This is a genomic window from Streptomyces sp. NPDC058685 (assembly GCF_042714725.1).
Taxonomy (GTDB): domain Bacteria; phylum Actinomycetota; class Actinomycetes; order Streptomycetales; family Streptomycetaceae; genus Streptomyces.
In genome coordinates, this window is the sequence record NZ_JBHXSL010000059.1 from 24,661 (window position 1) to 44,186 (window position 19,526).

The 19,526-nt window shown below is 70.4% G+C and carries 21 protein-coding genes; 11 read left to right on the plus strand and 10 right to left on the minus strand.

The annotated features are described in order from the left end of the window. The first annotated feature begins 53 nt into the window (after window positions 1-53). Genes ACFWU3_RS31405 through ACFWU3_RS31415 form a run of 3 tightly spaced genes read left to right on the plus strand, consistent with a single transcriptional unit; the run spans window position 54 to window position 2,207 of the window. On the plus strand, window positions 54-914 hold the full coding sequence (locus tag ACFWU3_RS31405; RefSeq protein WP_384444450.1) for an AraC family ligand binding domain-containing protein: 861 nt from the start codon (window positions 54-56) through the stop codon (window positions 912-914). 10 nt (window positions 915-924) lie between these two features. Continuing rightward, complete coding sequence (locus tag ACFWU3_RS31410) at window positions 925-1,902, plus strand: AzlC family ABC transporter permease (protein WP_384444451.1); 978 nt, start codon at window positions 925-927, stop codon at window positions 1,900-1,902. Continuing rightward, window positions 1,899-2,207, plus strand: coding sequence for an AzlD domain-containing protein (locus ACFWU3_RS31415; protein WP_384444452.1), 309 nt, complete (start codon window positions 1,899-1,901; stop codon window positions 2,205-2,207). Before ACFWU3_RS31410 ends, ACFWU3_RS31415 begins: the two co-directional genes overlap by 4 nt. 47 nt (window positions 2,208-2,254) lie before the next feature. Here ACFWU3_RS31415 and ACFWU3_RS31420 read toward each other — a convergent pair whose 3' ends face one another. Next, entirely contained in the window at window positions 2,255-3,190 is a 936-nt protein-coding gene (locus ACFWU3_RS31420; RefSeq protein ID WP_384444453.1) for a hypothetical protein, read from the minus strand. A gap of 78 nt (window positions 3,191-3,268) precedes the next feature. Between ACFWU3_RS31420 and ACFWU3_RS31425 the strand changes: the two genes are divergently transcribed. The 4 genes from ACFWU3_RS31425 (at window position 3,269) to recX (ending at window position 6,875) form a co-directional block, all read left to right on the plus strand. Continuing rightward, window positions 3,269-3,463, plus strand: coding sequence for a DUF3046 domain-containing protein (locus ACFWU3_RS31425; protein ID WP_352205049.1), 195 nt, complete (start codon window positions 3,269-3,271; stop codon window positions 3,461-3,463). 181 nt (window positions 3,464-3,644) lie between these two features. Further along, a complete protein-coding gene (locus tag ACFWU3_RS31430; protein WP_384444462.1) occupies window positions 3,645-4,937 on the plus strand; it encodes an AI-2E family transporter in 1,293 nt (430 codons plus the stop codon). Between the two features lie 231 nt (window positions 4,938-5,168). Further along, window positions 5,169-6,299, plus strand: coding sequence for a recombinase RecA (recA, locus tag ACFWU3_RS31435; protein ID WP_384444454.1), 1,131 nt, complete (start codon window positions 5,169-5,171; stop codon window positions 6,297-6,299). Window positions 6,300-6,302: 3 nt separating this feature from the next. Continuing rightward, complete coding sequence (gene recX / locus ACFWU3_RS31440; protein WP_313943718.1) at window positions 6,303-6,875, plus strand: recombination regulator RecX; 573 nt, start codon at window positions 6,303-6,305, stop codon at window positions 6,873-6,875. Between the two features lie 182 nt (window positions 6,876-7,057). Here the strand turns inward: recX and ACFWU3_RS31445 are convergent, their stop codons facing one another. The 8 genes from ACFWU3_RS31445 to ACFWU3_RS31480 all read right to left on the minus strand — a co-directional run bounded on the left by ACFWU3_RS31445 (window position 7,058) and on the right by ACFWU3_RS31480 (window position 13,460). Continuing rightward, window positions 7,058-7,453 carry a rhodanese-like domain-containing protein gene (locus ACFWU3_RS31445; protein ID WP_384444455.1) on the minus strand — a complete coding sequence of 132 codons (396 nt, stop codon included), beginning with the start codon at window positions 7,451-7,453 and terminating at the stop codon, window positions 7,058-7,060. Further along, window positions 7,450-8,007, minus strand: coding sequence for a cysteine dioxygenase (locus ACFWU3_RS31450; protein WP_384444463.1), 558 nt, complete (start codon window positions 8,005-8,007; stop codon window positions 7,450-7,452). Before ACFWU3_RS31450 ends, ACFWU3_RS31445 begins: the two co-directional genes overlap by 4 nt. Window positions 8,008-8,200: 193 nt before the next feature. After that, on the minus strand, window positions 8,201-8,287 hold the full coding sequence (locus ACFWU3_RS31455; RefSeq protein WP_311605579.1) for a putative leader peptide: 87 nt from the start codon (window positions 8,285-8,287) through the stop codon (window positions 8,201-8,203). Between the two features lie 32 nt (window positions 8,288-8,319). Then, window positions 8,320-9,915 (minus strand): FAD-dependent monooxygenase, encoded by a 1,596-nt coding sequence (locus ACFWU3_RS31460; RefSeq protein ID WP_384444456.1) that lies wholly within the window; start codon window positions 9,913-9,915, stop codon window positions 8,320-8,322. Window positions 9,916-10,137: 222 nt separating this feature from the next. After that, window positions 10,138-11,043: an amino acid ABC transporter permease gene (locus tag ACFWU3_RS31465; protein WP_313943715.1), complete on the minus strand. Its 906-nt coding sequence runs from the start codon at window positions 11,041-11,043 to the stop codon at window positions 10,138-10,140. Further along, window positions 11,040-11,708: an amino acid ABC transporter permease gene (locus ACFWU3_RS31470; protein WP_384444457.1), complete on the minus strand. Its 669-nt coding sequence runs from the start codon at window positions 11,706-11,708 to the stop codon at window positions 11,040-11,042. Before ACFWU3_RS31470 ends, ACFWU3_RS31465 begins: the two co-directional genes overlap by 4 nt. 74 nt (window positions 11,709-11,782) lie before the next feature. Then, on the minus strand, window positions 11,783-12,622 hold the full coding sequence (locus ACFWU3_RS31475; protein ID WP_383243162.1) for a glutamate ABC transporter substrate-binding protein: 840 nt from the start codon (window positions 12,620-12,622) through the stop codon (window positions 11,783-11,785). Between the two features lie 52 nt (window positions 12,623-12,674). Continuing rightward, complete coding sequence (locus ACFWU3_RS31480; RefSeq protein WP_313943712.1) at window positions 12,675-13,460, minus strand: amino acid ABC transporter ATP-binding protein; 786 nt, start codon at window positions 13,458-13,460, stop codon at window positions 12,675-12,677. A 261-nt stretch (window positions 13,461-13,721) separates the two neighbouring features. Between ACFWU3_RS31480 and ACFWU3_RS31485 the strand changes: the two genes are divergently transcribed. After that, the gene (locus ACFWU3_RS31485; RefSeq protein ID WP_340475796.1) at window positions 13,722-14,426 is read left to right on the plus strand and encodes a response regulator transcription factor; all 705 of its coding nucleotides are present in this window, start codon (window positions 13,722-13,724) and stop codon (window positions 14,424-14,426) included. 6 nt (window positions 14,427-14,432) lie between these two features. Next, window positions 14,433-15,818 carry an ATP-binding protein gene (locus ACFWU3_RS31490; protein WP_384444458.1) on the plus strand — a complete coding sequence of 462 codons (1,386 nt, stop codon included), beginning with the start codon at window positions 14,433-14,435 and terminating at the stop codon, window positions 15,816-15,818. Between the two features lie 97 nt (window positions 15,819-15,915). On the opposite strand, the gene ACFWU3_RS31495 is transcribed toward ACFWU3_RS31490, so the two are convergent. Next, window positions 15,916-16,914: a TAXI family TRAP transporter solute-binding subunit gene (locus tag ACFWU3_RS31495; RefSeq protein WP_384444459.1), complete on the minus strand. Its 999-nt coding sequence runs from the start codon at window positions 16,912-16,914 to the stop codon at window positions 15,916-15,918. Window positions 16,915-17,013: 99 nt separating this feature from the next. Here ACFWU3_RS31495 and miaB point away from each other — a divergent pair, with 99 nt between their 5' ends. Both miaB and ACFWU3_RS31505 read left to right on the plus strand, forming a co-directional pair. Then, window positions 17,014-18,504, plus strand: coding sequence for a tRNA (N6-isopentenyl adenosine(37)-C2)-methylthiotransferase MiaB (gene miaB / locus ACFWU3_RS31500; RefSeq protein WP_384444460.1), 1,491 nt, complete (start codon window positions 17,014-17,016; stop codon window positions 18,502-18,504). Window positions 18,505-18,608: 104 nt separating this feature from the next. Next, window positions 18,609-19,319: a class III extradiol dioxygenase subunit B-like domain-containing protein gene (locus ACFWU3_RS31505; RefSeq protein WP_384444461.1), complete on the plus strand. Its 711-nt coding sequence runs from the start codon at window positions 18,609-18,611 to the stop codon at window positions 19,317-19,319. Window positions 19,320-19,526: the final 207 nt, after the last annotated feature.

The following is a 19,526-nucleotide window of genomic DNA, read 5'->3' on the forward strand; positions in this document are numbered from 1 at the left end:
CGCGTCATGGACGCGCAGGTCAGAGGCGCCCCGTCTGGGCGCACAATGGCTGGATGAGCGGTCCGGCGGATCACGAGTGGGCACGGCACTGGCAGTACGAGGAACTGCCCGGCCTCGACCTGCTGCGCGCCCGCTATGTGCGGCACACCTTTCCCCGCCACAGCCACGAGGGCTTCGTCTTCGGGGCGGTCACCGGCGGGGTCGAGGACGTGAGCATGCCCGAGGGGAACATCAGTGCCCGGCCCGGCACGGTCGTCATGATCAATCCCGAGGTGCCGCACTCGGCGCGGGCCGGAGTGGACGAAGGCTGGGCGTACTCGACCCTGTACCCCTCCGTGGATCTCGTCACCGAGATAGCCGGCGAGGTCAGCTCCGTGCGCGGCACACCCGCGTTCGGCGAGACGATCGTCGAGGACGCGCAGACCGCCGAACTCATTCGCGGCGTCCATCAGGCGGCGGAGGCGGGCAACGCCCTCGCCGCCGACAGCCTGCTCCGGGTGGCCGTGGCCCGGCTGGTCGCGCGGCACGGCAGCCGGCTGCCCTCCCGGACGCCGAGTGCCTCCGGGGCGCGTACGGCGGCGGAGGCGAAGGCCGTGCTGGAGGCGCGCATGACCGATCCGCCGTCCCTGGAGCGGCTCGCGCTGGAGCTCGGCACGAGCCCCTTCGCGCTCCTGCGGGCCTTCAAGGCGGCGTACGGCATGCCTCCGCACACCTGGCTGACCAATGCGCGGGTGCGCCGAGCCCGTCGGCTCCTGGACGCCGGGGCCGCGCCCGTCGACGCAGCCGTCGCCGTGGGGTTCACCGACCAGCCCCATCTGAACCGGCATTTCACCCGGATCGTGGGCGTGCCTCCCGGCGCTTATCGCAAAGAGCGTGCAAGAACGTACAAGACCGCGGGCGAGAGCCCCGCGTAGCGTCCCTGACGTGCCAGAACAGACAGCCTCTCCCCAGACCCGCACACCGAGCCCGCCGGAGATACGTACGACATCCCCAGAGCCCCAGTCCAAGCCGGACTCGGCCGTCGTCCGGGACGCGCTCGGCGTCGGCATCGCCGTCGGGCTCTCCGGCTTCGCCTTCGGTGTGACGTCCGCGGGCGCCGGACTCACCCTGCTCCAGACCTGTGTGCTGAGCCTTCTGGTGTTCACCGGCGCCTCGCAGTTCGCGCTCGTCGGCGCGATCGCCGCGGGCGGCAACCCGCTCGCCGCAGCAGCAGGAGCGTTCTTCCTCGGTGTGCGGAACGCCTTCTACGGACTGCGGCTGTCGCAGCTGCTCGCCCTGCCGCGCTTCGTGCGTCCGCTCGCCGCGCACTGGGTGATCGACGAGACCGCGGCCGTCTCCCTGGCCCAGCCGACCCGGCGGGCCGTACGGATCGGCTTCACGGTCACCGGTCTGACGCTGTACGTGCTGTGGAACCTGACCACGCTGGTCGGCGCGCTCGGTGCCGAGGCGCTCGGTGACACGGATGCCTGGGGGCTGGACGCCGCGGGGCCGGCCGTGTTCCTGGCGCTGCTCGCACCCATGCTGCGGACGACCACCGAACGTGTCGCCGCCGGGCTCGCCGTCGTCCTGGGGCTCGGATTCCTGCCGGTGCTGCCCGCCGGGGTCCCGGTGCTCGTGGCGGCGCTCGCCGCGCCCGCGGTGCTCTGGCTCAAGGGACGGGGGCTGCTGGGGCGCAGGGCACAGGAGACCGACATCGCGGCGAGTGCCTCCGGACCGGCAACCCCGGCGGAGGCGGGCCCGGGCGAGGCGGGGAGAGACCGCATCGGACGAGGCAGCGACGAGTCCGGCCGGGACGGAAGCGGCCGTGACGTAAGGGGCCGTGGTGAGACCGGCCGTGATGAGTCCAGCCGGGACGGAAGCGGCCGTGATGAGTCCGGCCGTACGAAGGGAGACGACCGATGAGCATCTGGATCGCGATCGCAGCCACCGCCGTCGGCTGCTACCTCGTCAAGCTGGCCGGTCTGCTCGTGCCGGCCCACACTCTCGAGCGCCCGGTCGTCCAGCGGCTGGCGGCTCTCCTGCCCGTCGCGCTGCTGGCCGCCCTGACCGCCCAGCAGACCTTCAGCGACAACAGTTCCCTGGTCCTCGACGCCCGCGCGGCGGGCCTCGCGGCGGCGGCCGTCGCGCTGATCCTGCGGGCCCCCTTCCTCGTCGTGGTCGCCGCCGCCGTGGCGGTCACGGCGGGCGTGAGGGCACTCGGCGGGTGAGGCGGCGGCGACGAGCGCGGCGGTGAGGCGGGCTGCGGCCGGCGCGGTCAGCCGATCGCGCGGCCGTACGCCCGCAGCGTCCGCAGCGCCTCGATGGTCACGAGCGGGCGGGCCTCCAGGGCCGTACCGGGCGCCCACTGACGCCAGTTCACGGGCCAGCCACCGTCCTCCCGCTGCCGGCGCTCCAGGTGGTCCAGCGACCGTGCCATCTCGTCGTCCGTGAACCACCGTCTCGCCAGGGATTCAGGTGTACGGGCGTAGTCGTGCGGGAAGTGGTGCTCCTCCGGCGCATAGCCGTCGGCGACCGGGAACGCCTCGATCCGCGCCGGGTCCAGCACCGCCAGTCTCTGCTCCCGCACCAGCCGCCCGAGCCGGTCGGCAGCGGCCTCCGCCCGGACCCGGTCCGGTACACCCTCCAGAAAGGTGACCGCGGCCTCGATCTCGTACGGATGCGACTTCTCCAGCGCGTCGACAGCGGTCCAGCAGTAGTCCGTCGCACGGAACAGCCACGCGTGCCAGACCTGGTTGCGGTGCAGCAGCCCGACCACCGGCCCCGTCGTGAGGAGTTCACTCGGGGGGTCGTCCACCACGGGGACGAACGGCGCCGACGGATAGCCGCGCTGTGAGGGATGGACGGCGGGGAGCGCACCGTCCGCGGTCGAGACATCGGTGAGGTAGCGGCACATCCGCTCGATGCGAAGCCCGCCGCAACGGCCGATGGAGTCCAGGACGCGCAGCGCGTGCGCGGTGTGCAGGGGTTGGCTGACGGGCCCGCGCAGATCCGGTTCGAGGGCGTGGCCGTAACCGCCGTCCTCGTCGAGATAGGCGGCCAGGGCGGTCTCGACGGCGTCAGAGCTCCCTCCCAGGAAGTGATACGCGAAACGCCGCTGCTCCAGGACCCGGGCCGTGAGCCAGACGAACTGCTCGGCGCGGGCGAGTGGTGACGCGGGAGAGGGCACAGGGGTTGCTCCGGTTCCAGCCATCCTCCGACGGTAGGGCGGAAAGAGCTTTCGGCATCGGGACGGACGATGCTGCACCCCCGGGAGCGGGATAATGCAGTCATGCGGTTGACGATTTTCTGGGAGCGGATGGCGGACCACTTCGGGCCCGCCTACGCCGACTCCTTCGCGCGCGACCATGTGATGACCGAGCTCGGAGGGCGTACGGTCCACGAGGCGCTGCAGTCCGGCTGGGAGGCGAAGGACGTCTGGCGGGCCGTGTGCGCGGCCATGGACGTACCTGCCGACAAGAGGTGATTCATGCGATGGACACCCGGACGGCCGTCCAGCGGCCGTGGCTGTAGGCGAGACTGACCCCGTGGCCCAGACCGACGAGAGTGACCAGGACAGAACCGAGCAGGGCACGCCCGCGGGGGGCGCGACTCCTCCCCAGGCGCCGCCGAGCCCGCCGGTGGCCGGATCCGCCGGTTCTGCCCGGATGCCCCGCTGGCTGCCGCGCGCGATGGTGCTCGCCCTGACCCTCTACGCCTGCTTCCAGCTCGGCAGTTGGGCCTTCCATCAGCTCATCGGGCTGCTGATCAACATCCTGATCGCCTTCTTCGTGGCGCTGGCGATCGAGCCCGCGGTCGGCAGGATGGCCGCGCGGGGGATGCGGCGAGGACTCGCCACTTTCCTGGTCTTCTTCGCCGTGCTGGTCGCGGGAGCCGGCTTCGTCTTTTTGCTCGGCTCGATGCTGGCCGGTCAGATCGTGCAGATCGTCGAGGACTTCCCCCAGTACCTCGACTCGGTCATCAAGTGGATCAACGACACCTTCAGCACTCAGCTGTCCCGGGTGGAGGTCCAGGACAGCCTGCTGCGCTCCGACTGGCTCCGCCGCTATGTGCAGAACAGCGCGAGCGGTGTGCTGGACATCTCGGCCACCGTGCTCGGCGGGCTGTTCCAGGTGCTGACGATCTTCCTGTTCTCGTTCTACTTCGCGGCCGACGGACCCCGGCTGCGCCGCGCCCTGTGCTCCGTCCTCCCGCCGGCCAGGCAGACCGAGGTGCTGCGGGCGTGGGAGATCGCCGTCGACAAAACGGGTGGCTACATCTACTCGCGCGGTCTGATGGCACTGATCTCCGGCGGCGCGCACTACATCCTGCTGGAGATCCTGGGGGTGCCCTACGCCCCGGCGCTCGCCGTGTGGGTCGGTCTGGTCTCCCAGTTCATCCCGACCATCGGCACCTACCTGGCGGGCGCGTTGCCGATGCTGATCGCCTTCACCGTGAACCCCTGGTACGCGCTGTGGGTGCTCGGCTTCGTGGTGGTCTACCAGCAGTTCGAGAACTACGTGCTCCAGCCGAAGCTCACCTCCAAGACGGTCGACATCCATCCCGCTGTGGCCTTCGGATCGGTCGTGGCCGGCACCGCGCTGCTGGGAGCGGTGGGTGCCCTGGTGGCGATTCCGGCGGTCGCCACGCTCCAGGCCTTCCTGGGCGCCTATGTGAAGCGGTACGAGGTGACCGATGATCCCCGGGTGCAGGGCCACCGGCACCGCGGCGGCCGCACGCTCCGGCGGATGCGCGATGTACTGAGCAGGAAGCGGGACGCCCCGGGGGCAGGGAAGAACGCGCCTGCGGAGGCCGCGCACGAGGCCGAGTCGCCTGAGGGAGCTGCGCAGGGCGGCGAGCCGCCCGCCGCTCAGCCGCCGGCTGCCGGTCCGCCCGCCGGGGGTCCGCCCGACGAATCCGGTGCGGGAACAGGCACCGACGACCCCGACCGCCCCGCCTGACGGGCGCCACCAGGCAGGGTCCAGGCTTGCCCGGACCGGCCGGGGCCGACGGTTCGTGGCCCGCCGCGTGGTGCGCTTGACACCGAAATCGAACATCCATTCTTATGGGATTCCGGCCGCGGTGACCCGGGAGTTGTCCACAGGCTGGAAGGACGTCGAGGCCCATTGTCAGTGGCAGGGGATAGCGTCTTTGACGTGAAGCGATCGACTCAAGCAAATCGGGTGGAACCCATGGCAGGAACCGACCGCGAGAAGGCGCTCGACGCCGCGCTCGCACAGATTGAACGGCAATTCGGCAAGGGCGCGGTGATGCGCCTGGGCGAGCGGCCGAACGAGCCCATCGAGGTCATCCCCACCGGGTCGACCGCGCTCGACGTCGCGCTCGGCGTCGGCGGACTGCCGCGCGGCCGTGTGGTGGAGGTGTACGGCCCGGAGTCCTCCGGTAAGACGACTCTCACGCTGCACGCCGTCGCCAACGCCCAGCGGGCTGGCGGCTCGGTGGCCTTCGTGGACGCGGAGCACGCCCTCGACCCCGAGTACGCGAAGAAGCTCGGCGTCGACATCGACAACCTCATCCTGTCCCAGCCGGACAACGGTGAACAGGCGCTCGAGATCGTCGACATGCTCGTCCGCTCCGGCGCGCTCGACCTGATCGTCATCGACTCCGTCGCCGCGCTGGTGCCGCGGGCGGAGATCGAGGGCGAGATGGGCGACTCGCACGTCGGTCTGCAGGCGCGGCTGATGAGCCAGGCGCTGCGGAAGATCACCAGCGCGCTGAACCAGTCGAAGACCACCGCGATCTTCATCAACCAGCTCCGCGAGAAGATCGGCGTGATGTTCGGCTCGCCGGAGACCACGACCGGTGGCCGCGCGCTGAAGTTCTACGCCTCGGTGCGTCTCGACATCCGGCGTATCGAGACCCTGAAGGACGGCACCGACGCGGTGGGCAACCGCACCCGGGTCAAGGTCGTCAAGAACAAGGTCGCACCGCCGTTCAAGCAGGCCGAGTTCGACATCCTCTACGGCCAGGGCATCAGCCGCGAGGGCGGTCTGATCGACATGGGCGTGGAGAACGGCTTCGTGCGCAAGGCGGGCGCCTGGTACACGTACGAGGGCGACCAGCTCGGACAGGGCAAGGAGAACGCCCGTAACTTCCTCAAGGACAACCCCGATCTCGCCAACGAGATCGAGAAGAAGATCCTCGAGAAGCTGGGCGTCGGTGTGAAGCCGGAGGCGCCGGCGGCCGAGCCCGGTGCGGACGCGGTGGGCAGCCCGGCTGCTCCGGCCGAGGACGCGGCGAAGTCGGTGCCTGCGCCCGCCACCAAGGCCAAGTCGGCCAAGACGGCGGCGGCCAAGGGCTAGCGCATGGCCCGGCGAACCGAATGGCCGGGCGACAGCGCCGACTCGTCGAGGGCCGAGAAGGAGCTGTCGCCCCAGGACCCGGCGGAGCGGGCGCGGGCGATCTGCCTGCGCCTGCTCACCGGGACGCCGCGCACCCGCAAACAGCTCGCGGATGCGCTGCACAAGCGGGAGATCCCCTCGGAGGTGGCCGAGGAGGTTCTCTCCCGCTTCGAGGACGTGGGCCTGATCAATGACGCGGCGTTCGCGGACGCGTGGGTGGAGTCCCGCCACCACGGCCGCGGCCTCGCCCGACGGGCGCTGGCGCGCGAGCTGCGGACGAAGGGCGTGGACTCGTCCCTGATCGACGAGGCGGTGGGGCAGCTCGACTCCGAGCAGGAGGAGGAGACCGCGCGCGAGCTGGTCGCCCGCAGACTCCGCTCCACTCGTGGCCTCGACCGCGACCGCCGCATACGGCGCCTCGCGGGCATGCTGGCCCGCAAGGGCTACCCGGAGGGCATGGCGCTGCGGGTGGTCAGACGAGCCCTGGAGGAAGAGGGCGAGGATGTGGAAGGCCTGGACGAGGGTGGCGGGTTCTAGCCTCTTGGACCGGCGGGGGAGGAGCTCACGAGGAACGGCCCAATAATCCCGCCGGAAGCCGGAAGCCGGAAGCCGGAAGCCGGAAGCCGGAAGCCGGAAGCCGGAAGCCGGAAGCCGGAAGCCGGAAGCCGGAAGCCGGAAGCCGGAAGCCACCGGGCGTGCGCCGCGTCCCCGTGCCGGCCCTACGCCTCGACCGGGAAGCCCGCTGCCCTCCATGCCTGGAACCCGCCGATGAGGTCCGTCGCGCGGTGCAGGCCCAGGTCGCGCAGTGAGGCCGCCGCGAGGGAGGACGCGTAGCCCTCGTTGCAGACCACCACGACCCGCAGATCGTGGCTCACCGCCTGGGGCGCGCGATGGCTGCCCTGCGGATCCAGGCGCCACTCCAGCTCGTTGCGCTCCACCACCAGCGCGCCGGGGATCAGCCCGTCCCGGTCCCTCAGAGCCGCATAGCGGATGTCCACCAGCAGGGCGCCCTCCGCCGCCTCCGCGAAGGCCTGCTTCGGCTCGACACGGTCCAGACCTTCGCGGACCCGCTCCAGAAGTTCGTCGATCCCGACCCGGTCACCCTGCTCACTCATTGCCAGTCCTCCGGGCTCTCGACCTGCTCGAGACGGAGCACCGCACCGGTCCGGCTGAAGCGCCGGATCAGCGGGAGCGGCGGGTAGTACGCGTGGACCGAGACGGCGTGTTCGCTCGCCGACTCGTTCAGCACCTCGTGCACATGGTGCGTGCCGAAGGCGCGGCCCCGGCCCGCGCCCAACTGCCGCTCGCGGTCGACGCCTTCGTGCAGTTCCAGGGTCTTCCAGCCGCTCGCGGGCAGCCGTACGGCGAGCGAGTTCTCCTTCAGCTCACCGGCGGCCGTGGCGAACGCGCCGAACGACTCTGCGTGGTCGTGCCAGCCGGTGCCCGTGCCGGGCGGCCAGGCGATCAGCCAGGCCTCGCTGCCGCCGGGTCCTTCGAGCCGTACCCAGGTACGGCCCTCGGGGTCGAGGGGCAGTGAGGCGATGAGGTCGGTGTCGGCGGCGGCGTTCGAGACGAATTCGAGAAGTTCGGCCGCGGTCGGAGCCGATGGCTCGGCCACCGGGTCCACCGAGGCCGGCGCGCTCTCGACCGGGGCGCCGGAGACGGACACGGCGGGCTCGGACGCAGATGCACCGGAGACGGCGGCGCCCGAGGCAGCGGCCCCGGAGACCGAGACGTCAGAGGCAGAGGTGGCGGACGCAAGGGTGACAGGGGTGACGACAGACTGAGACACAGAAACCGTCCTGGGAGTTCGCGGGTGCGCGCGCAGGCTCAGTGGGGCCACGCACGGGGAAGAGGCGAATTCAGCAGGAGGGGCGACACACGCAGCCCGCATAGCGGACGAGGTCCATATGGACCCTCCGCCACAGGCGCACATCGGTGTCAGTCACGTTCCGGAGTACACCACGCGTGTCCGCGACGGTCAATTGATGTCCGCAGTGCGGTCACTGCGCACGGAAGACGGAGGGCCGCCTCGCGCCGCGTCCGCCGCCGCGTACAGCTCCGCGGGCCGTACACCCGTGAACGCGGCGACCAGATGCCCGTCCGGCCGCACCAGCAGCACGGTGTGTGCAGAGGCGCCGGGATAGCTCTCCGTCACCAGCAGCTCCGCCCGCACGGGCAGGGCTGTGACCGCCGCCGCCAGGCGTGGCATCACACCCGCGCTCATCCAGTGCCGCTGGTCCCACACCCCGGTACCCGGAGCCACGAGGACCACGAGCAACTGCCCACCGCCCAGCCGGTCCCGCAGTCGCGCGCTCGTCCCGTCCGGCGTGGTCACCCGGACGTCGACGACCGGGGCGCCGGCCTCCGTACCGACGAGGGTCTGCCCAGGAGCGTGTTCGGGTGCGAGAGGGGAGTGCGTGTAGACGGGGGGCGCACCGAGCGGGCCCAGCCCCAGATGGCCGTCCATGAGCAGGGCGTCGTGCCCGCGCGCCGCACCGGGAAGGTACGTACGCAGCGCGCTGCTGCCGCGCAGTATCGGCAGCGACTGGTCCGCGGCCCGCAGTCGGGCAGCGACACACGACCGGCGCTCCGCCTGGTAGCTGTCCAGCAGCAGCTCGGACCCGCCGTGGTGCCAGACGTGCGCCAGCTTCCACGCAAGGTTCTCCGCGTCCCGCAGCCCTTCGTCGAGCCCCTGGGTGCCCACCGCGCCGAGCAGATGCGCGGCGTCGCCGGCGAGGAAGGCCCGGCCCACCCGCCAGCGACGGGCGAGCCGGTGGTGCAACGTGTGGACCCCGGTGTCGATCAGCTCGTACGACGGCGTCCCGCCGGACCAGCCGGCCAGCGTGTCCCGGACCCGGGCGATCAGGGCGTCGGGAGTGACCAGTTCACCGCGCGCCGGGAGCAGCCAGTCCAGCCGCCAGACGTCGTCCGGCAGCGGGCGCGCGGTGATCTCCTCGCCGCCCGTCCGCCACGGCGGGAGGCGGTGCAGCAACGCCTCGTCGGGCCAGGGGAGTTCGGCGCGCAGCGTGGCGACCGCGTGCCGCTCCACCGCCGTACGCCCCGGGAAGCGGACACCGAGGAGTTTGCGGACCGTCGACCGCGCGCCGTCGCACCCCACGAGATGGCTGCCGCGCCACCACGTCGCCTCCGGGCCGCGGGTGTGGACGCTGACCCCGTCGTCGTCCTGTTCCAGGGAGTCCACATGACTTTCGGTCACGAGGTTGATCAGCGGCTGGGCGGCGACGGCGTCGCGCAGCCCGCGGGCCAGGGCGTGCTGAGGGATGTGCAGCGGTGAGGGAGCAAGGTCGTCCCCCAGCGCGACCACGCGGACGTCCTGCTTCCGCCGCATCGTGCGCCAGCCGGCCCAGTGGGCTCCTTCGTCACGAAGAGTGGTGCATCCGAGCCGCTCCATCATGGACGCGACATCGGGGCGCAGCACGACTGTGCGCGCGGGGCGGGGCTCCTCCTTGCCGACGCTGTCGTCGAGCAGGACAGAAGGGACACCTCGCTGGGCAAGGGCCACGGAGAGCGCCAGCCCCACAGGACCCGCGCCGACGATGATCACCGGGTCCACGGCGTGACTCCTCGGGCCCGGAGGGACGTGCGGAGAGGTGCGGTAGGAGCCCGGTGCGCGATCACAGAACGTATGCAACCTATTGCGCGTGCCCGCGTCAAGCGACCACGGTACGCAACGGAGGGCCCTGCGTTTTGCGGGCACTCGTGTGAAGCGTGACCGGAACGCGGTGAGGGGCGGTGGCCCATGGCCCCGCCCCTCACGCGTGCATCCGATGAACTGTCAGGTGGTGCTGCCGTCACCGGTCCTGATGCCGGGCTCGGCGACGGGCTCCTCGGCGCCGGCCAGGTCCGCGGCGAGTACCGCCCCCGTGCTCTTCTTCGCACGGCGCAGCCTGCGCTCCAGCCACGACGCGAAGGTCGTGAGGATCAGGTTGAGGACGATGTAGATCAGCGCGACGACGATGAAGCTGGGAATGACGTTCGCGTAGTTCGCGGCCAGCGTGCCCCGGGCGTTCAGCAGCTCCGTGAAGGCCAGGATCGCGCCACCGAGAGCGGTGTCCTTGACGATGACGACGAGCTGGCTGACCAGCGCGGGCAGCATCGCGGTCACCGACTGCGGCAGCAGAATGCTGGTCATCGTCTGACCCTTGCGCAGACCGATGGCCTTGGCGGCCTCCGTCTGGCCCTTGGGCAGCGACAGGATGCCGGCCCGAACGACCTCGGCGAGCACCGAGGCGTTGTACAGGACGAGGCCGGTGACCACGGCGTACAGCGGACGCAGGTCGCTGCTGATGCCGGAGGAGTTCGCGTACAGCTGGTTCGCGAACAGCATCAGGAGAAGGACCGGGATCGCGCGGAAGAACTCCACGACGACCGAGGCCGGAACCCTGATCCAGCGATGGTCCGACATCCGTGCGATGCCGAAGATCGCGCCCAGGGGCAGGGCGATGACCATCGCGAGCGCCGCGGCCTTCAGCGTGTTCCCGAGACCGGGCAGCAGATAGGTCGTCCAGGCCTGTGCCTCGGTGAACGGCTTCCACAGGGACCATTCGAGCTGTCCCTTGTCGGACATCACACTGAAGATCCACCAGCACAGCAGCGCCAGCACTGCCAGGAATCCTGCGGTGTAGACGATGTTGCGGCGCTTGGCGCGGGGGCCGGGAGCGTCGTAGAGGACCGACGTCATCGCTTCACCGCCACGCGCTTGCCGACCCAGCCGAGAAGGAGGCCGGTGGGGAGAGTCAGCACGACGAACCCGAAGGCGAAGACGGCCGAGATGAGCACCAGCTGCGCTTCGTTCTCGATCATCTCCTTCATCAGCAGGGCCGCTTCAGCCACACCGATGGCCGCCGCGACCGTGGTGTTCTTCGTCAGGGCGATCAGCACGTTGGTGAGCGGGCCGACCACCGAGCGGAACGCCTGCGGGAGAACGACACTCATGAGCACCTGGGTGAAGCTGAGCCCGATGGCCCGCGCCGCCTCCGCCTGGCCGACCGGCACCGTGTTGATGCCCGACCGCACGGCCTCGCATACGAACGCCGCGGTGTACGCCGACAGTCCGAGGACGGACAGCCTGAACGCCAGGGCGTCGAAGTCGTCCGCCACGCCCAGCGTCATGCCGAAGACATCGGCGAGACCGAGCGAGGAGAAGACGATGATGACGGTCAGCGGAATGTTCCGGACCAGGTTCACGTAGACCGTGCCGAAACCACGCATCAGAGGAACAGGGCTCACCCGCATCGCGGCAAGAATGGTGCCCAGTACCAGGGAGCCGATTCCGGAGAAGACGGTGAGCTGCACCGTCACCCAGAACGCTCCGAGCAAGTCGTAACCTTCAAGAAAGTCGAACACTGTCTCCCGCGCTTCCGCGTGTAGGAGGGCGCGGCACGCCGCCGTCAGTGGCGGCGTGCCGGGTCAGCCCTGCTTCACTTGACGATGTTGCCGATCTTCGGGGCGGGCTCGTTCTTGTAGTTGGCCGGACCGAAGTTGTCCGTCACGGCCTTGTCCCAGGCCTTGTCCTTGACCATCTTCTCGAGCGCGGCGTTGATCTTGTCGACCATCGCCTTGTCGCCCTTCTTGACGCCGATGCCGTAGTTCTCGTTGCTCAGCTTCAGACCGGCGAGCTTGAACTTGCCCTTGTACTGGTCCTGCGCGGCGAAGCCGGCGAGGATCGAGTCGTCCGTGGTCAGCGCGTCGACGGCGCCGCTCTGGAGGGCGCTGAGGCACTCGGAGTAGGTGCCGACCTGCTTCAGCTGGGCCTTCGGCGCGAAGTCCTTCTTCACGTTCTGAGCGGACGTGGAGCCGGTGACCGAGCAGAGCTTCTTGCCGTTGAGGTCATCGCCCTTGGCGACGTTGTCGTCGGTCCGGATCAGCAGGTCCTGGTGGGCGAGCAGGTAGGGGCCGGCGAAGTCGACCTTCTGCGCGCGCTCGTCGTTGATCGAGTACGTGGCGGCGATGAAGTCCACGTCGCCGCGGGCCAGCGCGGTCTCGCGGTCGGCGCTCTTCGTCTCCTTGAACTCGACGTCGCCCGGGGCGTAGCCGAGCTCCTTGGCGACGTAGTTGGCGACGTCGACGTCGAAGCCGGTGAACTTGCCGTCGGGCGTCTTCAGGCCGAGGCCCGGCTGGTCGTACTTGATACCGACGGTGATCTTCTTGCCGCCCGAGTCGCCCGAGCCGCTGTCCTTGTCGTCCGAGCCACAGGCGGTGGCGGTCAGGGCGAGCGCGAACACGGTGACCGAAGCGGCGGTGACCTTACGAAGCTTCATGATGATTTCCCTAGAGTTGACGCGAAGTGATGCGGATCGGGGGATCCAGGACTCAGTGGTGAAGGATCTTCGACAGGAAGTCCTTGGCCCGGTCGCTGCGCGGGTTGCTGAAGAACTCCTCGGGGGTGGCCTCTTCGACGATCTTGCCATCTGCCATGAACACGACTCGGTTGGCGGCGGACCGGGCGAAGCCCATCTCGTGGGTGACGACCACCATCGTCATCCCGTCACGCGCCAACTGCTGCATGACCTCGAGGACCTCGTTGATCATCTCGGGGTCGAGGGCCGAGGTCGGCTCGTCGAACAGCATGACCTTGGGGTCCATCGCCAGTGCCCGCGCGATCGCGACGCGCTGCTGCTGGCCGCCCGAGAGCTGGGCCGGGTACTTGTCGGCCTGGGCGCTGACGCCCACTCGGTCGAGAAGTGCCCGCGCCTTCTCCTCGGCGGCCTTCTTGTCGGTCTTGCGCACCTTGACCTGGCCCAGAGTCACGTTCTCCAGGACGGTCTTGTGCGCGAAGAGGTTGAACGACTGGAAGACCATGCCGACATCGGCGCGCAGCCGGGCCAGCTCCTTGCCCTCCTGGGGCAGCGGCTTGCCGTCGATCGAGATCGCTCCGGAGTCGATCGTCTCCAGACGGTTGACGGTGCGGCACAGCGTGGACTTACCGGACCCGGACGGTCCGATCACCACGACGACCTCGCCGCGAGTGATCGTCAGGTCGATGTCCTGGAGCACATGCAACGCGCCGAAGTGCTTGTTCACGTTGCTCAGCACGACCAGGTCGCCCGCTGCGGGTACGGCGTCGTCGGCGCCCTTGGTCACTGACACTCCGCTCATCGGCTTCTAGCTCCGTCCTCCTCGGTTGGAAGGACCTTAGTCACGCACCGCGACCAGCGTCATTACATCTGAGCGGAAATTGAGCATAACGATCCGGCTGCAAACGGACACTATGTGTGAACGCGCTGACGCAGGGCGTACGGTCGGCGTACCGGGTGGGTAACGGAACGCGTCGGGCATGGGAAAGTCTCTTGACTGTCCGCCCGGGAATCAGCCTTGATGCCCTGGTACGCCGGAAGACCGCACGGCCGAAGGGGGGCCATGAGGCTGCTGCTCGTCGAGGACGACGACCATGTCGCCGCCGCCCTGTCCGCGGTGCTCGCCCGGCACGGTTTCGACGTCGTGCACGCTCGCAACGGCGAAGAGGCCCTGCACGCGGTGCTGCCCGCGACGCATCCCGACAAGCCGCCGTTCGGCGTCGTCCTGCTCGACCTGGGGCTGCCCGACCAGGACGGCTACCAGGTGTGCGGAAAGCTCCGGAAGATCACGTCGACCCCGGTGATCATGGTGACCGCCCGCGCGGACGTGCGCTCCCGGATCCACGGCCTCAACCTCGGCGCCGACGACTATGTCGTCAAGCCGTACGACACCGGTGAACTGCTGGCCCGCATCCACGCCGTCAGCCGGCGCAAATCGGGCGGCGACGAGCCGGCCGTGGCCGTGGGTGACGAGGCGCTGCGGCTCGGCGCCGTCACCATCGAACTGCCCACCCGGCGCGTCAGTGTCGACGGCGCCCCGGTGCAGCTCACCCGCAAGGAGTTCGACCTGCTGGCGCTGCTCGCCCAGCGGCCCGGTGTCGTCTTCCGCCGGGAACAGATCATCAGCGAGGTCTGGCGCACCAGTTGGGAAGGTACCGGCCGCACGCTCGAGGTGCACGTCGCCTCCCTGCGCTCCAAGCTCCGGATGCCCGCACTGATCGAGACCGTGCGTGGCGTCGGCTACCGCCTGGTCGCCCCGGCCGCGTAACCCCCTGTGCGTACCCGACTTCTTCCGCTCCTCATCGTCCTCATGGCGGGCGTGCTGCTCGCGCTCGGCTTTCCGCTCGCGGTGAGCGTCGCGGCGGCGGAGCAGCAGCGGGTGGTCGTGGACCGGATCGACGACACGGTGCGCTTCGCGGCGCTCGCGCAGTTCGTCACCGACCGCTCCAGCCTGGACGAGCGGCGTTCCACGCTCCAGGAGCAGCTCGACCGCTACCACGCCACGTACGGCATCAAGGCGGGCGTCTTCTACCGCGACGGCGATGCGATGGCCCGCGCGCCCGAGGACTGGTCCGTGCCGTCGGACGGCGAGGGCCGCGAAGCCTTCAGGGACGCCCTGTCGGGGCGCCGCAGCCAGGACCCGCCGCAGGTGTGGCCGTGGCAGCAGGGCGGCCGACTCGTGGTCGCCTCACCCGTCGTACGGGACGGGGACGTCGTCGCCGTCGTCTTCACCGACTCACCCACCGACCAGCTGCGCTCGCGTGTGCTGCGCGGCTGGCTGCTGATCATCGCCGGCGAGAGCGCGGCCATGCTGGTCGCCGTCGGTGCGGCCATCCGTCTGACCGGATGGGTGCTGCGGCCGGTCCGCGTGCTCGACGCCGCCACACACGACATCGCTACGGGCCGGATGAAGTCGCGGGTCGCCGCGGCGGGCGGGCCGCCGGAGCTCAGACGGCTGGCGGGCTCGTTCAACGAGATGGCCGACAACGTCGAGCAAGTGCTGGAACAGCAGCGCGCGTTCGTCGCCGACGCCTCCCACCAGTTGCGCAACCCCCTGGCCGCGCTGCTGCTGCGTATCGAACTCCTCGCACTCGAACTGCCCGAGGGCAATGAGGAGATCGCCTCGGTGCGTACCGAGGGCAAGCGTCTTGCCCAGGTCCTCGACGATCTCCTGGACCTGGCGCTCGCCGAGCACGCAGCCGCTGATCTGCGGCTCACCGACATCGGCGAGCTGGCGGCGGAACGCGTCGCCGCCTGGCGCCCGCTCGCCGAGGAGAAGGGCGTCCGGCTCATCGAGCACCGGGCCGCCGTCACCGCCTGGGTGGACCCGATCGCCCTGTCCAGCGCCCTGGACGCGGTGATCGACAACGCGCTGAAGTTCACGCCGGCCGGTGAGGAGGTCACGGTGACCGTCGCCTCGAACGGCGACACGTCCACCATCGTGATCACCGACTGCGGTCCCGGCCTGACCGACGAGGAACTCACGCGCATCGGCGACCGCTTCTGGCGCAGCGGCCGCCATCAGAACGTCAAGGGCTCGGGCCTCGGACTCTCGATCTCGCGTGCCCTGCTGTCGGCGGGCGGTGGTCGGATCGCCTACGCCCACCATGAGCCGCGCGGACTCGTCGTGACGGTGAGTGTGCCGCGCACGTCTCCGTGACGGCTGCGGGGGCCGGCCCGGCGGCGTGCGGCCGAGCCGTACCGGCCGCGGACCAGGCGCCGTCGCGCGCCCGGTCCGGGCCACGCGCCCAGCCGGCTCAGGGCTTCGACGAGCTGTAGTAGCGCCGTGCGCCCTCGTGCAGCGGCAGCGGGTCTGTGTAGACCGCGGTCCGCAGATCCACGAGCTGCGCGGGGTGGACGGTGTTGCCGATCCGGTCCCGGCTCCTGATCACGGTACGGGTGAAGCCCTCCACCATCGCCGGGTCGATCCGGTCGGTCGTCACCAGCAGGTTCGCCACCGCCATCGTCGGCACGGTCGCCCCGCTCTGCGCCTGGAGATAGGCGTCGGGCGGCATCACGGCCGAGCGGTAGTAGTTCGCCGCGTCACTGGTGACGTGCAGCTTCTCCACCAGTTCCGACTCCAGCGGCACCAGTCGGATCTGGTAGCGCTCCGACAGCTTCTGCACGGTGCTGGTGGGCAGACCGCCCGACCAGAAGAAGGCGTCGAGCTTTCCGCGCTCCAGCTGCGACGGCATCGTGTCGATGCCCGCCGGCACGGCTGTGATGTCCCTCTTCGGGTCGATGCCCGCTGCGGTCAGCAGCCGCTCGGCGACCAGACGCACCCCCGACCCCACCTGGCCCACGCCGACCTTCCTGCCGCGCAGATCCTCGATCTTCAGGACCGGCGAGCTCCGGGGCACCACGAGCTGGACGTAGTCGTCGTACAGCCGCGCACAGCCCCGCAGCCGCTCGGCGCCCGCCTTGCTCTCCCGCTTGTACTTCGCGACGGCATCGGCGGTGGCGATGGTGAAGTCGGCCTCGCCCGAGGCCACCCGTGCCAGATTCTCCTGCGACCCCTCGCTGAGCCGCAGATCTATGTCGACGTCCGGCAGGTCCTTGGCGAGCGCGTCCTTGAGCAGCACGCCGTAACGCTGGTAGACGCCGCTCTGCGAGCCCGTGCTGAACGTGACCGAGCCCGCAGGCGAGGCGCCGGCGAACGGCATCAGCCACCAGAGCAGCAGTCCCACCACCGCGAGCGCGGTGGCCGACGTCTGCAGAGCACGACGACGGCTGACACGGGACAGGGGCTGGAGCATGCTGGCGATCCTGCCAGCTCACTCCCTGTGATGGCCAGGCCCTGCCTCGCGGAAGGCCGGGGCGGAGGGCCGGTGTCACCCCGTACCCTGGTTGGCGCGATGAGTGCGAAAACTTACGAGGTGCGCACCTACGGGTGCCAGATGAACGTCCACGACTCCGAGCGCCTGTCGGGCCTGCTGGAGGGCGCCGGATACGTCCGTGCGCCCGAGGGGGCCGACGGTGACGCCGATGTCGTCGTCTTCAACACCTGCGCGGTGCGGGAGAACGCGGACAACAAGCTGTACGGCAATCTCGGCCGGCTCGCTCCGATGAAGACCAAGCGGCCCGGCATGCAGATCGCCGTCGGAGGCTGCCTGGCCCAGAAGGACCGCGACACCATCGTCACCAGGGCGCCCTGGGTCGACGTCGTCTTCGGTACGCACAACATCGGCAAGCTGCCCGTCCTGCTGGAGCGCGCCCGCGTCCAGGAAGAGGCGCAGGTCGAGATCGCCGAGTCGCTCGAGGCCTTCCCCTCGACGCTGCCGACCCGTCGTGAGTCGGCGTACGCGGCCTGGGTCTCGATCTCCGTCGGCTGCAACAACACGTGCACCTTCTGCATCGTCCCCGCACTGCGCGGCAAGGAGAAGGACCGCCGGCCGGGCGACATCCTCGCCGAGATCGAGGCGCTCGTCGCCGAAGGCGTCTCCGAGATCACCCTGCTCGGCCAGAACGTCAACGCGTACGGCTCCGACATCGGCGACCGTGAGGCCTTCAGCAAGCTGCTGCGCGCCTGCGGTTCGATCGAGGGGCTGGAGCGGGTGCGCTTCACCTCGCCGCACCCCCGTGACTTCACGGACGACGTCATCGCCGCGATGGCCGAGACCCCGAACGTGATGCCGCAGCTGCACATGCCGCTCCAGTCCGGCTCGGACACGGTGCTGAAGGCGATGCGCCGCTCGTACCGGCAGGAGCGTTTCCTCGGGATCATCGAGAAGGTGCGCACCGCGATCCCGCACGCCGCCATCTCCACCGACATCATCGTGGGCTTCCCCGGCGAGACCGAGGAGGACTTCGAGCAGACGATGCACACGGTGCGCGAAGCCCGTTTCGCGAACGCCTTCACCTTCCAGTACTCCAAGCGCCCCGGCACCCCGGCCGCCACCATGGACGGCCAGATCCCCAAGGAGGTCGTGCAGGCGCGCTACGAGCGTCTGGTCGCCCTCCAGGAGGAGATCTCCTGGGCGGAGAACAAGAAGCAGGTCGGCCGGGTCCTCGACGTCATGGTCGCCGAGGGCGAGGGCCGCAAGGACGGTGCCACCCACCGCCTGTCGGGCCGTGCGCCCGACAACCGCCTGGTGCACTTCACCAAGCCGGACGAGGCGGTACGGCCGGGCGACGTGGTGACGGTCGAGATCACCTATGCGGCGCCGCACCATCTGCTCGCGGAGGGCCGGGCGACATCGGTGCGCCGCACCCGCGCGGGCGACGCCTGGGAGAAGCGCAACGCCACGCAGGCGACGCAGCCCGCGGGCGTGATGCTGGGTCTGCCGAAGATCGGCGTCCCTGAGCCGCTTCCGGCTGCCGCGGCACCGGGCTGCGGCTGCGACTAGAGCAGAGTCCGGACGGGGCCTGAGCGGCGGGCCGCCGCCAGGCCCTCCGCGGCGCTTCCGACCGACCGCGCGGCGGCTTCCCCGGGCGGACTAGGCTGCCGATCATGCTTGTCGCCGCAGCCGTCTGCCCCTGTCCGCCGCTGCTCGTGCCCGAGGTCGCCGCGGGCGCCGCGCCCGAACTCGACGTGGCGCGGACCGCGTGCGCGGATGCCCTCGGAGTGCTCGCCGCCGCACGTCCCGATCTGCTGGTCGTGGTCGGGCCCACGGACGGGAACGCCGGCGGACCGTACGCCGCCGGAGCGCCCGGTTCCTTCCGCGGCTACGGCGTGGACGTCGATGTCCGCCTCGGCGACGACACGGCTCAGGAACTGGACCGGATCCTGCCGCTGTCCCTCGCGGTCGGCGCCTGGCTGCTCGACCGCGCCCAGTGGTCGGGCCCGGTGGAGGGTCTCGGTGTCAACGAGGACCTTTCTCCCGAGCTCTGCGCGGAGACGGGGCGGGAGCTCGCCGGCAGGGCCGGGCGGGTGGCCCTCCTGGTGATGGGTGACGGCAGCGCCTGCCGCACCCTCAAGGCGCCGGGGTACCTGGACGAGCGGGCCGCGGACTTCGACGCACTGGCCGCCCGCGCGCTCGGCGACGCGGATGTGGAGGCGTTGAAGGCGCTGGACAAGTCCCTGGCGTACGAACTCAAGGCGGGGGGCCGTGCCCCGTGGCAGGTTCTCGCCGCGGCGGCCGAGGGCGCCGATCCGGGGGGCCGGCTGCTGTATGACGACGCTCCGTACGGCGTCGGCTACTTCGTCGCCACCTGGTCCTGACCGGCCATCGGCACTTGACGCGGCCGGCAGCGGCCAGGGCCCGTCGATTCGAGGGCGGGCGTCGACTCGACGGCGGAGGCCGATTCGAGGGTGGGCATCGACTCGACGGCGGAGGTCGACTCAACGGCGGACGGCCGCGGCACGGGGTGTGCGCGGGCGTCCGCCGGTGAGGACCGCGGGGGGGGGGAGCCGGCGGGGGAGGGGGTG